At 67.2% G+C, this 13362-nt stretch carries 14 protein-coding genes; 13 read left to right on the forward strand and 1 reads right to left on the reverse strand.

Translation table 11 applies throughout. The annotated features are described in order from the left end of the window. The first annotated feature begins 200 nt into the window (after nt 1-200). The gene (locus tag ABT294_RS41085) at nt 201-881 is read left to right on the forward strand and encodes a GntR family transcriptional regulator (RefSeq protein WP_350811873.1); all 681 of its coding nucleotides are present in this window, start codon (nt 201-203) and stop codon (nt 879-881) included. Continuing rightward, nucleotides 878-1786: a phosphotransferase gene (locus ABT294_RS41090; protein ID WP_350811874.1), complete on the forward strand. Its 909-nt coding sequence runs from the start codon at nt 878-880 to the stop codon at nt 1784-1786. Before ABT294_RS41085 ends, ABT294_RS41090 begins: the two co-directional genes overlap by 4 nt. On the opposite strand, the gene ABT294_RS41095 is transcribed toward ABT294_RS41090, so the two are convergent. After that, nucleotides 1783-3186: an NsdA family TPR-like regulatory protein gene (locus ABT294_RS41095; RefSeq protein ID WP_350811875.1), complete on the reverse strand. Its 1404-nt coding sequence runs from the start codon at nt 3184-3186 to the stop codon at nt 1783-1785. The genes ABT294_RS41090 and ABT294_RS41095 overlap by 4 nt on opposite strands. A 289-nt stretch (nt 3187-3475) precedes the next feature. Between ABT294_RS41095 and ABT294_RS41100 the strand changes: the two genes are divergently transcribed. The 11 genes from ABT294_RS41100 (at nt 3476) to ABT294_RS41150 (ending at nt 12483) form a co-directional block, all read left to right on the forward strand. Then, nucleotides 3476-3643: a hypothetical protein gene (locus ABT294_RS41100; protein WP_350811876.1), complete on the forward strand. Its 168-nt coding sequence runs from the start codon at nt 3476-3478 to the stop codon at nt 3641-3643. 61 nt (nt 3644-3704) lie between these two features. Beyond that, nucleotides 3705-3989 carry a WhiB family transcriptional regulator gene (locus tag ABT294_RS41105; protein WP_350811877.1) on the forward strand — a complete coding sequence of 95 codons (285 nt, stop codon included), beginning with the start codon at nt 3705-3707 and terminating at the stop codon, nt 3987-3989. Further along, nucleotides 3986-4906, forward strand: coding sequence for a DUF2637 domain-containing protein (locus ABT294_RS41110; RefSeq protein ID WP_350811878.1), 921 nt, complete (start codon nt 3986-3988; stop codon nt 4904-4906). The genes ABT294_RS41105 and ABT294_RS41110 overlap by 4 nt, the downstream gene beginning before the upstream one ends. Further along, complete coding sequence (locus ABT294_RS41115) at nt 4906-5310, forward strand: hypothetical protein (protein WP_350811879.1); 405 nt, start codon at nt 4906-4908, stop codon at nt 5308-5310. Before ABT294_RS41110 ends, ABT294_RS41115 begins: the two co-directional genes overlap by 1 nt. After that, nucleotides 5307-7556, forward strand: a complete 2250-nt coding sequence (locus ABT294_RS41120) for a cell division protein FtsK (protein WP_350811880.1) — start codon at nt 5307-5309, stop codon at nt 7554-7556. Before ABT294_RS41115 ends, ABT294_RS41120 begins: the two co-directional genes overlap by 4 nt. A gap of 140 nt (nt 7557-7696) precedes the next feature. Next, complete coding sequence (locus tag ABT294_RS41125; RefSeq protein ID WP_350811881.1) at nt 7697-7915, forward strand: hypothetical protein; 219 nt, start codon at nt 7697-7699, stop codon at nt 7913-7915. 28 nt (nt 7916-7943) lie between these two features. Beyond that, the gene (locus ABT294_RS41130) at nt 7944-8381 is read left to right on the forward strand and encodes a single-stranded DNA-binding protein (RefSeq protein WP_350811882.1); all 438 of its coding nucleotides are present in this window, start codon (nt 7944-7946) and stop codon (nt 8379-8381) included. 239 nt (nt 8382-8620) lie between these two features. After that, a complete protein-coding gene (locus ABT294_RS41135; RefSeq protein ID WP_350811883.1) occupies nt 8621-9532 on the forward strand; it encodes a bifunctional DNA primase/polymerase in 912 nt (303 codons plus the stop codon). Between the two features lie 23 nt (nt 9533-9555). Then, nucleotides 9556-10734, forward strand: a complete 1179-nt coding sequence (locus tag ABT294_RS41140; RefSeq protein WP_350811884.1) for a DUF3631 domain-containing protein — start codon at nt 9556-9558, stop codon at nt 10732-10734. Between the two features lie 175 nt (nt 10735-10909). Next, on the forward strand, nt 10910-11104 hold the full coding sequence (locus ABT294_RS41145) for a helix-turn-helix transcriptional regulator (protein WP_189138696.1): 195 nt from the start codon (nt 10910-10912) through the stop codon (nt 11102-11104). A gap of 11 nt (nt 11105-11115) precedes the next feature. Beyond that, a complete protein-coding gene (locus ABT294_RS41150) occupies nt 11116-12483 on the forward strand; it encodes a tyrosine-type recombinase/integrase (protein WP_350811885.1) in 1368 nt (455 codons plus the stop codon). The last annotated feature ends 879 nt before the right edge of the window (nt 12484-13362 follow it).

Here is a 13362-nt window from a genome sequence, read left to right on the forward strand (position 1 = left end):
TTATCGGGCTCGTTCGGCTGCCAAGCGATCGGCATGTCCGTCTCATAAGCCGGTGTGGTGCAGGCCGAGAAAGCTGGAGTCGTACGGCGTCTCCCGGCTGCTCTACGGGAAAGATGACGAGAGGCGTGGGCTGCGATGCTTCGCAGGTCTGGGTCTGTCCGTCCTACCCTGGAGACAGTGTGCCTCGGCGAGGGAGCGCGATGATCAAGGCGAAGGATGGCCCCACCTACGTACGGATAGCTGAGGACATCCGCAGCCGGATTCGCCAAGGGGATCCCCCCGCCGGCGGCCTGTTGCCCTCTGAGGCCGTCCTTGCTCGCACGTACGGCGTGGCGAGGGGAACGGTTCGTCAGGCTGTCGCCGAGCTGGAGCGCGCCGGGTTGGTGGCCAGCGAGGCCGGCCGTGGGCGTCGCGTAGTCGGCGAAGGACCACCAGGTGCCCGCCGTGCAGCCTCGACGCAGTACGAGACGATCGCCGAGGCCCTGCGCAAGCGCATCGAAAGCGGCGAACTCGTTCCCGGCCAGCAGCTACCTGGTGAAGCGGCAGCGGCGGACGAGTTCAGCGTGTCAAAGGGAACCGTTCGTCAGGCGTTTCAACTGCTGGCCACCGAGCAACTGATCGCCGCCGTTCACGGCAAAGGGTGGTTCGTCGGGGGACCTGAACACGCGCACACGCGCGCCGACGACGTCGCCGATGCGCTCCGACAGGAGATAGCCACCGGGCAGCTGACCATAGGGACGGTACTTCCCGGAGAGAACGTGCTCGCCCAGGAACGGAACGTCGGTCGAATCACCGTCAGACGAGCTCTCGCACTTTTGGAAGCAGAGGGGATAGTCGAAAAGAGGGCAGGAAGAGGCCGCGTCGTCAAGGGGCCCTCGTGACCGTATCCCAACCGCCGGTCATTCCCTTCACCACCCTCGAAGCACATGCGACCCTTCAAGAGGCCTGCCAGGTTGCCGGCCTCGCGAGCGAGGATGCTCGGCTGATACGCCTCGGCGAGAACGCTCTGTTCGTTTTGGCCGCTGAACGAGTCGTGGTGAGAATCGCCCGGAGCCTGGACGTCCTCGCCGACGCTCGCAAAGAGGTGGCTGTGTCGGCCTGGCTGCATGAAGCGGGTATTCCGGCGGCGCGAACGACGGCTCACGAGCAACCTCTCATCGTGAGGGACAAGCCCGTAACGCTGTGGCAGTACATCGACAACGGTGGAACTCCCGCAGACCTCAACGACCTAGCCGCGGTCCTTCGCACCCTCCACCAGACGCCGGTTCCCGCAGACCTGGCGCTTCCAAGGATCGACATCCTCGGGCGCGTCTCAGAGCGCATCTCCGCAACTGACGTCCTGTCGGACGAGGAACACCACTTCCTGCTGGCGAAATATCAAGAGCTTCGGGTCGCCTACGCGGCTCTGACCTTCCCTCTTACCTCATGCGCCGTTCACGGCGACGCTCATTCCGACAACCTCATCAAGGCCACTGACGGCACCATAGTTCTCATCGACTTCGAGCGTTTCGCGTTCGGCCCGCCCGAAACAGATCTCGCCGTCACCGCCCTGGAACACAGCCTGGGCTGGGGCACCCGCGCTGAATACGATCAGTTCGCCGAGCGGTACGGGTTCGATGTCCTGGCATGGGACGGCTATCCCGTGCTCAGAGACATCAACGAGCTGAAGATGACGACCTGGCTGATGCAGAATGTCAACGAAAACGAGGCCATCGCGCGAGAGTTCCGCAACCGCCTCTTCTGCCTCCAGAACCCTGAGGCGCCCCGGCGGTGGCGACCCTTCTAAGAGCCAGGGTACTTCACAGCAATAAGCTCGTTGAACGCTTGCACCGAAGCTTCGCATTCGTATCCTACGAGATCGGTTTTGAGATCTCGGATGTACCGCAGATAGCGCTCAGACTTTAGCGATCCGGCGAGATTGACCGCTTCCAGCGCGACCACTGCAGCCTTACCTGGTTCGCCCATGTGCACGTAGCTGGCCGCCTGCACCAGGCGATCAAAGGCGAGCGTCCGGACGTACATGGGGTCGCAGAGATCGACTGCTTGGCCCACGAATTGCATTGCCTGTGACGGAATCCTGAGGTCGCGGTAGCAGTGTGCGCCCTCGCTGGCCAGTTCGGCCGCGTCGAAGTAGCCAGACCACGGGGGATCGTCATCAACATTGCGCTTGCTGAAGAATTTCTCTGCTTCAAGCAATGCACGTGCGCACTGCGCCTCATCCCCGTTGCCGGCGTGGGCTCGCGCCTCCATCGCATAGAACAATGCCATGGGCGTGCCGGTTGCGACGTCCTTGCAGCCCTCCTGGGCGGCGCGGGCAAGCCGGATCGCCTCGTTGTAACGACCGAGGTAGTTGGCTTGATGGCTCATGTCGGCGAGCAGCAACCCACCGATCATGCGGTCGCCCGACTCCTGCGCGAGGCGCAATCCTTGAAGGAAATACCGCTGTGCGAGGCCGTGTCGCCCAAGGTCATAAGCCGTCCAGGCGACCAGCTCGGTGATTTCCGCCGCCGCCGCGTACAGTGCGCGTCCTACCGGCTCGGTGAACTTGCCATCGAGCATCGGGACGACTTCGCGGTTGTAGTACTGGATCAGGGCGGAGCGCGCATGGCCGCCACCGAATTGGAAGCCCATATTGGCGAATAGCTCGGTGGTCGCGCGGATGGCGTGTACGTCCCACTGCCCGACGGATGGCCTGGCGCTCTCCCCGGTTTTAAGCGGTTCGGGGCGGGACAGCAGCCAGGAGATCAGGGATTCTCCCCACGCGTCAGGGACGACCACGGACTGAAGCGCAACCGGATCGTCGGCGAGGTCTCGGCGCGTCAGGCCCAGGAGTCGGCTGCCGACATCGGATATCCCGCCGCCATGGGCAAGGGTGGCCTCAAGGGTCTCCGGGGTGACGACGCTGGCCAGGCCGATGTCGTCGAGCGTGAACGTTACGCCGGCTTTCCGGCTCAGGGCCTCTGCGATGAATCGCGCGGTGGCGGTGCGTGGTCTCACGCCATCGAGCCATCGCTTAACGTCCACATGCGTGCAACTCAGGCTTACGCCTTCTTCGCTGGCAATCTGCCGCACTCGTGAGGCAAGTCCTGAATTTGAACAATCGGCACGTCGCATAGCTTGCGCGAGCGCCACATTGGGCATACGGGACATTCTCACCTCCATGAAAAGCACGGCCTCGGCAATCATGGCGTGAATGAGGCTCTCGGGGCCTCGTTTCGCAGATTCTGCGCCCCGTGTTTCACCTGGTCAAGGCAGTAATCACCCTCGATATGCACCCCCTGTGCTTTCAGTCCCGGGGGTGAGCACAGTGTTGCTGCGGCGTGACACGAGGAAGGCTTGAGTCAGCAGGAGCGAGCGAGTCAAAGCCCACAGGAACCCAGGACGTTCGGTACCTGAGACTTGACTCTCCGTAACTATACATGTTCTATGTCTCATAGAACCTGCTGGCCAGGTTCTCGAACCGAGAGGGCTCGACATGCTCGTCCGTCCACGCAAGGTGCTCCCGACCGTCCTCACGATCTGCGCCGTCCTCTACGCCATGAAGGACCCAGAGGGGGCGGCAACCGTGGTCAAGGCGGCCGCGCACCTGGTCATGAGCGCGTCCGAGTCGTTCGCGCGGTTCGTCCAGACCATGAGCAACTGACCGTAGGAAGAGAGATCCACCAATGGCACGTAACACGAACCGGCCGCTCCACCCGGCGCGCATGTCGCTCGCCGACGTCGAAGCGGCCTGGCAGATGGACGGCGAAACGCTGCTCCCTGAATGCACGTACGACCCCGAGTTGCACGTCGGCCCGCGGCTCACGATCGAGACCACCGCGGAACGCGCCGCCCGGGAGGCCGTCGCCCGGGAGGTCTGCGCTTCCTGCCCGGCCCTGTTCCTCTGCGGGCTCTACGCGCTGGAAGCCCGCCCTACCTCGGGTATCTGGGCGGGCCGCACGCCCGCTGAACTCGCGACCGAAGTGGAAGATCGGGAGGCGGCCGCATGAACGCCCTGACCAGAGGGGAACGGACGGCCGTCGCCGTCACCGCTTCCGTCACCGGAGCACTCGGAGTCCTCGGGTTTGTCAACAGCTTCGACCGGGTTGCCAGCGCAGCCGTCCCGTCCTTCGGGTGGTTCGCCTGGACCGTGCCGCTCGGCATCGACCTGGGCATCGCCGCGTTCTCCGCCCTGGACATCGTGCTGGCCCGCCTCGGCATGCGGCTTAGCTGGCTGCGGTTCATTCCGTGGACGTTGACCGGCGCGACCGTCTACCTGAACGTGTCCGCCTACCTCGGCGCGGACTGGTTCGCCGTCGTCGCTCACGCGCTACTCCCGCTGCTGTGGGTGATCGCCATCGAGGTGGGCGCGCACGTCGTCAGAAAGCGCGCCGACCTGGCCTGGCCCGATCACATGGACGGCATTCGCCGCTCACGCTGGTTGCTGGCCCCTCTGGCGACCGTCGCGCTGTGGCGCCGCATGGTGCTCTGGGAGATCCGCAGCTACCCGGAGGCCCTCGGACGCGAGCGCGAACGCGTCCTGGCCAAGACAGAGCTGCAAGACCGGTACGGCGTGCTCTGGCGCTGGAAAGCCACCCGCCGCGAGCGAGCGCTGTACTACCTCGGCGAACTCACGCCGAAAGACATCCCGGTGAAGGTGCGGGCTGTTCGCGACGATCGGCCGGCCTTGCCGCCCAAGCGTCCGGACTCCCACGCGAGGAAGACGCCGCCACCGAACGTGGGCGACCTCGTACCGCTGGGACGGCGCGTGGCCGCTGACCTCAAAGCACAGGGCGAGCCGCTGACCCGTGACCGCCTCCGAGACGCCATCCGCAGCCACGGGCAGAGCATCTCGACCGATCGCGCGGGAGCACTCCTGACGCATCTGAAGACCGAATACCCCACGCAGGAAGGCGAGGCCGCCTGATGACACTGAACATCTCCGACACGCGCATGACCTCGGACGCCTGCCCGAACGTGGCCGAACTCCGAGACCACCGCTGGAGCGTCACCGGCTACCCCGGACGGACCTTCGACCGCCTCCAGGCCATCACAGCCATGCTGCTGGCCGAAGTACTGACCCAACGCAGGTATCCGGAGGACCGAATCGAGCTGCTCGCCACTACCTGGCGCGCCGAACTCGGCATCACCGAGGCGGACGGACCGCACATCCCGACCGCCGCCACCACACCCGAAGACCGACCGGACGAGCAGCGGTCCGACCGCGCATCGTCCCCGACCACCACATGGGACGCGGCCTCATCCGCCAAGACAACGACCGCGCCCCACGACCCCGCGACCAGCAAGTCAGACGAGGTGCACACATCATGACCCATCACCAGGACAACCCCAACCACGAGGACGAGGACAGGCCCGCCGCGCCCCCTCCCGAGGGCAAGGACGCGGACATCGTCCACCTGGACGCCGCCCGCGCCGGACGTCAGCCGCAGCAACCCACTCCCGACCGGCCCGATTCGGACGACCGCCCGACCGACGCGGACGGACCGGTCGTTGAAGGCGAGGTGGTCCGCGTCGACCGACCCGGTCCGACCGGTGATGACTGGCGGACCGTGCTGGAGGCGAAGGCGCGCAGTCGGCAGCCGATCGTCCCGTTGTGGCTGCGCTCCCGCGCCGAGGCCGTCGAGACCCTCAGGTGGATCAGTCTCCACTACCTGCACGTGGCCGGATATCAGGTCGCCCGTCTGCCGCTGTACGGCGGACGACTGACCGCCCGCGCTCCTCGTGGCCTCCTCCGCATGGTCGGCGGTGTCGTCAAATGGACCTTCGACCTGGAAGGCGAGCCGGTACGGCTGGCCGCCGTACAGAAGGCCGACCCGGAGGTGTACCTCAAGCTCAGCAGGCAGCGAGACTCCCGCGTGCGGCTGCGTGTGCTGGTCTCCAGTGCCGCCCTGGTCACGCTGCTGCTCGCAAGCATCATGACGGCCGAGCAGACGACCACGGTGCAGTGGGCGGCGCTCGCGGTCGCCATCGCCGCGCTCGGCATCCTCGGCAAGCCAGCCGATCGCCCGCTGATCAATCGCGCGGTGGTGCCGTCCAGGGTGGAGAAGCTGACCAGCGACATCGTCGTCCGCTCCCTGGCCGTTCTCGGCATCGCCGGCATCAACCAGGCCATCGCCAAGAATCCCAAGGACGCCATCCGGTTCGTCGCTCCGATCACTCGGGACGGCCCTGGCTGGCGTGCGGACATCGACCTGCCATATGGCGTGACCGTGGCGGATGTGCTGGACAAGCGCAAACATCTGTCAGGCGCGCTGCGCCGCCCGCTGGGCTGCATCTGGCCCGAGGGCGACAGCTCCGTTCACGAGGGGCGGCTGATTCTTTGGGTGGGAGACAAGGACCTGTCCAGGACCGTCGTGAAGTCTCCGTTGGTCAAGGCCAGCTTGCACGACGTCTTCAAGGGCATCCCGTTCGGTTGTGACCCGCGAGGCCGCGCCATCGTCGTGCCGATCATCGAGCAGAACATCCTGATCGGCTCGCAACCCGGCCAGGGCAAGACCGCCTCGGTGCGGGTGCTGGCCTCCGGTGCGGCCCTCGACCCGTCCGCCGAGCTGTGGATCCACGAGCTCAAGGGCACCGGCGATCTCGACCCACACGAGCAGAACTGCCACCGGTACGTCTCCGGCATCGAGGACGAGTCCATCGCCTACGCCGCCGACTCGTTGGCGCTGCTGCGCAAGGAGGTCATGCGTCGCGCCGCCGCGCTCAAGGCCCTGCCTGCGGACCTGTGCCCGGACAAGAAGGTCACCCGGCAGATCGCCGACCGGCGTTCGCTGGGCCTGCATCCGCTGGTGGCCGTCTTCGATGAGTGCCAGAACCTGTTCGCGCATCCCGACTATGGCGCGAAGGCGGGCGAGGATGCCGAGTTCATCATCAAGCTCGGACGTGCTCTCGGCGTGGTCCTGGTGCTGGCCACTCAACGGCCGGACAAGGACAGCCTGCCCACCGGGATCAGCGCGAACGTGACCATCCGGTTCTGCCTGCGGGTGGCCGGCCAGCTCGAGAACGACATGATCCTCGGTACGTCCGCGTACAAGAACGGCATCCGCGCCACGGTGTTCCAGCCCAAGGTGGACGCCGGAATCGGCTACCTGCTCGGTGCGACGCCGATGCCGAAGGTGGTGCGTACCGCGTACCTGGACACGCCTGCCACGCAGCGCATCGCCGATCGGGCGCATGCGCTGCGGGCCAGCGCGGGAGTGCTGGGCGGGCATGCCCTCGGCAAGACACCGGAGCAGGGGACGCCGAGCTTCGACCTGCTGGCCGACATCCTGGCCGTGATCCCGCCGTCAGAGGCGAAGGTGTGGAACGAGGTCATCGTGGATCGCCTGGCCGAGCTGCGGCCCGAGGTCTACGGCGCGTGGGCGGGTCTGGAGGGCGGCGCGAAAACGGCCCAGCTCACCAGCGCGCTCAAGCCCTACGGGATCAAGACCATGCAGGTATGGGGCACTCCCGAGGGCGGCGGCAAAGGCACGAACCGCATCGGCGTGGCCCGAGACGACCTCACCACGACTGTCACACATCGTGACCGTGGACGAGGTTCCAGCGCCGCTTCGTAGGCCTCCGATCGCCTCTAGACCTAGAGGCTGACCCCTCTAGGTCTAGAGGCCCGCCTAGAGCCCAAAACCACCCCCTACCAGGGATCTAGAGCCCAGACCCCGACCTGCGGAAACCCCGGAATCGGCCGTTGGAGGCCCTCATGGCTACCGCCATCGCCCTTCTCGTCCTCTGCCTACCGATCGTCACTGTCGGTTACATCGGGTTCTGCCTCGCCTCCCCGTGGGGGACCTGCCTGCGCTGCCGTCCCGGCGGCCGGAACCGCACCTGCCGCGCCTGCAACGGGACCGGTATGCGGCCTCGGCTCGGCTGGCAGCTCTACGTCTACGCCCGCCGCCTGCACCGCGACGGCTCCCGCTGATCCCGGTTCGAACGGAAGGAAACCCGCCATGTCCGGCGAGACCACCATCACCATCATCGGCAACCTGACCAACGAGCCCGAACTGCGCTTCACCCAGACCGGTACAGCCGTCGCCACCTTCACCATCGCCTCAAGCCCGCGTGTCTACAACAAGCAGCTCGAACGGTGGGAAGACGGTGAGGCCCTGTTCATGCACTGCTCGGCCTGGCGCGACCTCGGCGAGCACGTCTGCGAGTCGCTCACCCGAGGAACCCGCGTCATCGCCTCCGGCCAGCTCCGGATGCGCACCTACGAGACCAACGAAGGCGAACACCGCACGGTCTTCGAGATGACCGTCGACGAGATCGGCCCGTCCCTGCGCTTCGCCACCGCCAAGCCCGTCAGAGCGGCACGCAAGACGCAGACCGGCGGCGTACCTGACCCATGGGCGAACACCGCCTCGTCGGGCGACAAGCCGCCGTTCTAGCCGCACAGCACCGGGATACGGCCTCGGCGACCAGCCGCCAAGCACAACCGCCGAGGCCACCCACCCCGATCACGAGGAAAGGCACTGCCAGCATGACACCTACCGACACTCACCGCATCCCACCCATTACGCCACGCTCCTGGAACCGTCTCGCCGTCCCCCCATTGGACGCTCTCAAGCAGGACCTCGCCAAGGGCGATCGTCTCCGGCTCCCTGCGGCCAAGGAGGCGTCCAATGGGGTGGCTGACCTGACCCGTTACGCCCTGGAGGCCGCCGCTCGCGGCTGGTACGTGTTCCCGCTCACCCCGCGTGGCAAGAAGCCGCTGCGCGGCTTCACCGACTGGGAGCGGCACGCCACCGCCGACGTCGATCGGATCGCCGCGTTCTGGCCGCGTCAGCAGTACAACATCGGCGTCGCCTGCGGCCCGTCGCGGCTGGTCGTGGTCGACCTCGACCAGCCCAAGCCCAGCGACCAGCCCGCCGAACACGGCCCGCAAAACGGTGAGCAGGTCTTCCGCCTGCTGTGCGCCGAGCGCGGCCAGCCGTACCCGGACGCTACGTTCACCGTCCGCACCCGGCGTGGTGGCACGCATCTCTACTTCGCTGCGCCCGAGGGCGTACGACTGCGCAACAGCGCAGGCCACAAGGGCGGTCTTGGCTGGCTGATCGACACCCGCGCCTGCGGGGGCTATGTCGTCGGTCCTGGGAGCTACGTCAGCCAGCCAGACGGCACCGGCCGTTATGCGGTCACCCGCGACGTGCCGCCCGCGCCGCTCCCGGCCTGGCTCGCCGAGGCCCTCGCATCCACCACACCGCCGCCACCGCCGAGCGCCGCCGATCTGCTGGCCAGCCTGCCCAGCCACCGGTTGAGCAGGTACGGCGAAGCTGCTCTACGCGGCGAAGTGGAACGCGTGGCCACCGCCCAGCGCGGCACCCGCAACCGCACTCTCAACACCGCCGCCTTCAACCTCGGCCAGCTCGTCGCGCGGGGCGTGCTGCCCGCCGAGGTGGTCATCACCGCTCTCCAGTCCGCCGCCGAGGCCGCCAACGCCGAAGGCGACCCGAACCCGCCTCGCGAGATCGCCGCCGTCATCGCATCGGGCCTGTCCGCAGGCATGAAAGCCCAGCCCCGCCGTTGCAGGGCCGCATGAACACTCAGCAAGGAGCACCATCCATGAACCACCGCACACCCAACGGCGCCGCCCTGCTCGACCAGCTACGCGCCGCACTCACCCGCTACGTCATCCTGCCGCGCCCCGAGGCCGTCGACGCCGTCACGCTCTGGATCGCCGCCACCCACGCCCAACCGGCCTGGGCCCACGCGCCCCGCCTGGTCATCCGAGGCCCTGAGAAGCGATGCGGCAAGTCCCGGCTCCTGGACGTGGTGGAGGCCACCTGCCACGACCCGTTCATCACCGTCAACTCCAGCTCTGCGGCCGTCTACCGGTCCATCACCGACGATCCGCCGACCATGCTCGTGGACGAGGCCGACACCATCTTCGGCCCCAAAGCCGACGGCAACGAAGACCTCCGCGGGCTCCTCAACGCCGGCCACCAGCGCAACCGCCCAGCCAAGCGCTACGACGCCGCCACCAACCGCGTGGAAAGCATCCCGACGTTCGCCATGGCCGCACTCGCCGGCATCGGCGCGATGCCCGACACCATCGAAGACCGCGCCGTCGTCATCCGCATGCGCCGCCGCGCCCCCGGCGAGAACGCGGCTCCCTACCGGCACCGACGTGACCGGCCAGCTCTCCGCGACCTGGCCACCGATCTGAATCTGTGGCTCCGCGCTGACCTGTCCGTCTTGGAAGCGGCAGAACCCAGCATGCCGGTAGAAGACCGCGCCGCCGACACTTGGGAGCCCCTCGTCATCGTTGCCGACCACGCGGGCGAGAACTGGCCTAATCGCGCCCGCACCGCCACGTTGACCCTCACCGCCGAGGCCGACGACAACGACCAGACCTCGGCCCGTGTACGGCTGCTGACCAATTGCCGGACCGCGTTCGGCCCGGAGACAGCACTCCCTACCGCCGTGTTGTTGGAGCGGCTCAAGAACGACCCTGAGAGCGAATGGGCTGACCACGGCCCTGGCGGACTGACGGCGATGAAGCTCGGCACGATGCTGCGCGAGTACGACATCCGCTCGGGCAACATCCGCTTCCCCAACGGCATGCAGGCCAAGGGCTACCAGCGCGCCGACTTCGCCGACGCCTGGGCCCGCTACTGCCCAACCCTCGGCCCCGTCCCAGAGGCCGATGTCGTGCCGATCGAGAGGGAGAGCCGTCCCAGCCGTCCCAGCCTCGTCACCGCAGGTCAGAGCGGGACGGCTCCCATCGCCGGGACGGCATGACCCGTCCCGCCAAAACCAGCCGTCCCAGGGTTGACCTGCGGAAATGACCCTGGGACGGCTGGGACGGCTCCCCCTCCGCACCCACCCACGAGCGCTCTCGGCGACCAGCCGCCAAGCACAACCGCCGAGGCCGTCCACCGCACCGATCACGACGCCGCGAAAGGCAGCCATCACCATGACGACGCGTCCCAAGACCCTGCTCACCATCGCCGAGGTCCTCGACGAGATCGACGTCCCGAAGTCCACCTTCTACCGCTGGCTGCACACTGGCCGCGGCCCGAGGTCTCTGAAACTCCCCAACGGTAAGCGCAAGGTCCGCCGCTGCGACCTGGACGCCTGGCTCACCACCTTCGAGCAGACCGCAGCCTAGGAGGCCGACAGATGCAGACCATGGATGTGGTCATCTGGACCATCCGCCAGCGCAAGGGCCGCGCCAAGCCGTACGAACTGCGCTGGAAAGTCGGCACTGAGCCCAAATCGAAGTCGTTCCTGACCAAGGCGCTTGCCGATCACTTCCGCGCCGACCTGCTCAAGGCCGCCAAGAAGGGAGAACCCTTCGACACGATCATCGGCCTGCCCGCTTCCATGACGACGACAGCAGAAAAGGCCAGCCTGAGCTGGTACGACTTCTGCCGGAAGTACCTACGCATGCGCTGGAAGGGCGCCGCCGCCAAGACCCGGGAAAGCATCGTGGACAGCCTCGCAGTCGCCACTTTCGCGCTTCTGACCGACGAGGCTTCCGAGCTCTCCAAGAAAGAGATCAGAGCCGCGATGCAGTGGGCCCTCATACCGCGCCAGGACGACGAGGCGGCCCCGCCTCATCTCGACTACGCCGTTCGTCTGCTTCAAAAGGGCACCCTCAACGTGAGCGACCTCGCGGACCCGATCGTGGCGCGCAACGTCTGTGAGGAACTCACGCTCACGCGCGACGGCAAGCGGGCGGCGGCCGACACGACGGCCCGCCGACGCCGTGGCCTCAACACCGCCCTTGAATACGCGATCGACCTCGGCGAGCTGGCCGAGAACCCGCTCAAGCGCGTCAAGCAGAAGAAGGTGGCCAGGGACAACACCGTGGACCGGCGCTGCGTGGTCAACCCCGCCCAGGCCCGCGAACTCCTCGTAAGCCTCTCCTACGTCGGCAGCTGGCACCGCGGGCGAGGCCGCCGCCTCGTGGCGTTCTTCGCCACGCTCTACTTCGCCGGCCTCCGCCCGGCCGAGGCGATCGGGCTAAGGAAAACCGACTGCTTTCTGCCGGAGGAAGGATGGGGACTGCTCACTCTCGAAGTCACCCGTCCGAGCAGCGGCAAGCAGTGGACCGACAGCGGGACCGTGCACGACCAGCGCGGACTCAAGCAACGAGCGGAACGAGACGTCCGGCCCGTGCCGATCCCCCCGGAACTGGTTCGCATCCTGCGGACGCACCTCGAAGAGTTCGGCACGGCCCCGGACGGACGGCTGTTCCGCAACGAGCGCGGTGGCGTCCTCGGCGCGTCCACCTATTCGAGGGCCTGGGAAGAGGGCCGCCGCTTCGCCTTGACTCCGCGACAGGTCGCCTCACCCCTCGCTGGAAAGCCCTACGACCTGCGCCACGCTGCCCTGTCCACGTGGCTCAACGCAGGCGTCGACGCGACGATGGTAGCCGAGCGCGCGGGCAACAGCGTGGAGGTCCTCCTCAAGCGATACGCCAAGTGCCTCGACGGGCGCGACAGCCAGATCAACCGCCGAATCGAGGCCGCACTTGAAACCTGATCCAGTTCAATCGGTAGGAATCTGAACCTTGCCCTCAGGGTAAGGGTCAGCGAGGACGGGTGGGGACCTCGATGCGCAACTGGAGAGGCTGGCAAGGCCCGACGGAGGAGAGCCTTGCCAGCCTCTCCAGTTATCGCGGCCTTCGGTCGCCCCGGAGCGTGACCGCCACACCAAACGGGCCGTTGCCATCCTCCCAAGCAACCTCGTTGCGACCCTCGGTCGCCCCGGAGGGCGACCGATACCGCCGTGCTTGGTCATGAGCCACGTGCGCAGCGCGCCGTTGCGACCCTCGGTCGCCCCGGAGGGCGACCGCCACGCGGCCGAGCGCCACGGCGACGTGTCCGACCCCGTAGTTGCGACCCTCGGTCGCCCCGGAGGGCGACCGCCACCACTACCGGTCGCATCAGGCATAACACGCTCTGGCCGTTGCGACCCTCGGTCGCCCCAGAGGCGACCGCCACAGGGTAGCTATCAGGCCAGCCAGCTCGCTGGCGTCGTTGCGACCCTCGGTCGCCCCAGAGGGCGACCGCCGCATGCTGCGGTGGTGGCGTAGCGGTACTCCTGATTGTTGCGACCCTCGGTCGCCCCAGAGTGCGACCGCCACGGTGCAGGGAATACATACTCACGCCTTAGAAAGAGTTGCGACCCTCGGTCGCCCAGAGGGCGACCGCCACTCCCGCGGGTCGATCTGTCCGCACCGTGGGACGTGGTCGTTGCGACCCTCGGTCGCCCCAGAGGGCGACCGCCACATGGTGGGGGCGAGCCGGTCGATGTCGGGGGTGCGGTTGCGACCCTCGGTCGCCCCAGAGGGCGACCGCCACCCTTGCGCGCCCTGGTCGCTTCCCGGTTGGCCTTGTCGTTGCGACCCTCGGTCGCCCC

The sequence above is a fragment of the Nonomuraea sp. NPDC000554 genome, assembly GCF_040300065.1.
Lineage (GTDB): Bacteria > Actinomycetota > Actinomycetes > Streptosporangiales > Streptosporangiaceae > Nonomuraea.

Coding starts and splice junctions, on each gene's coding strand:
- ABT294_RS41130 (WP_350811882.1), top strand. CDS start 7,944: ATGTCCGGCGAGACCACCATCACCATCATCGGCAACCTGACCAACGAG.
- ABT294_RS41150 (WP_350811885.1), top strand. CDS start 11,116: ATGCAGACCATGGATGTGGTCATCTGGACCATCCGCCAGCGCAAGGGC.
- ABT294_RS41110 (WP_350811878.1), top strand. CDS start 3,986: ATGAACGCCCTGACCAGAGGGGAACGGACGGCCGTCGCCGTCACCGCT.
- ABT294_RS41085 (WP_350811873.1), top strand. CDS start 201: ATGATCAAGGCGAAGGATGGCCCCACCTACGTACGGATAGCTGAGGAC.
- ABT294_RS41095 (WP_350811875.1), bottom strand. CDS start 3,186: ATGATTGCCGAGGCCGTGCTTTTCATGGAGGTGAGAATGTCCCGTATG.
- ABT294_RS41100 (WP_350811876.1), top strand. CDS start 3,476: ATGCTCGTCCGTCCACGCAAGGTGCTCCCGACCGTCCTCACGATCTGC.
- ABT294_RS41125 (WP_350811881.1), top strand. CDS start 7,697: ATGGCTACCGCCATCGCCCTTCTCGTCCTCTGCCTACCGATCGTCACT.
- ABT294_RS41140 (WP_350811884.1), top strand. CDS start 9,556: ATGAACCACCGCACACCCAACGGCGCCGCCCTGCTCGACCAGCTACGC.
- ABT294_RS41115 (WP_350811879.1), top strand. CDS start 4,906: ATGACACTGAACATCTCCGACACGCGCATGACCTCGGACGCCTGCCCG.
- ABT294_RS41105 (WP_350811877.1), top strand. CDS start 3,705: ATGTCGCTCGCCGACGTCGAAGCGGCCTGGCAGATGGACGGCGAAACG.
- ABT294_RS41120 (WP_350811880.1), top strand. CDS start 5,307: ATGACCCATCACCAGGACAACCCCAACCACGAGGACGAGGACAGGCCC.
- ABT294_RS41145 (WP_189138696.1), top strand. CDS start 10,910: ATGACGACGCGTCCCAAGACCCTGCTCACCATCGCCGAGGTCCTCGAC.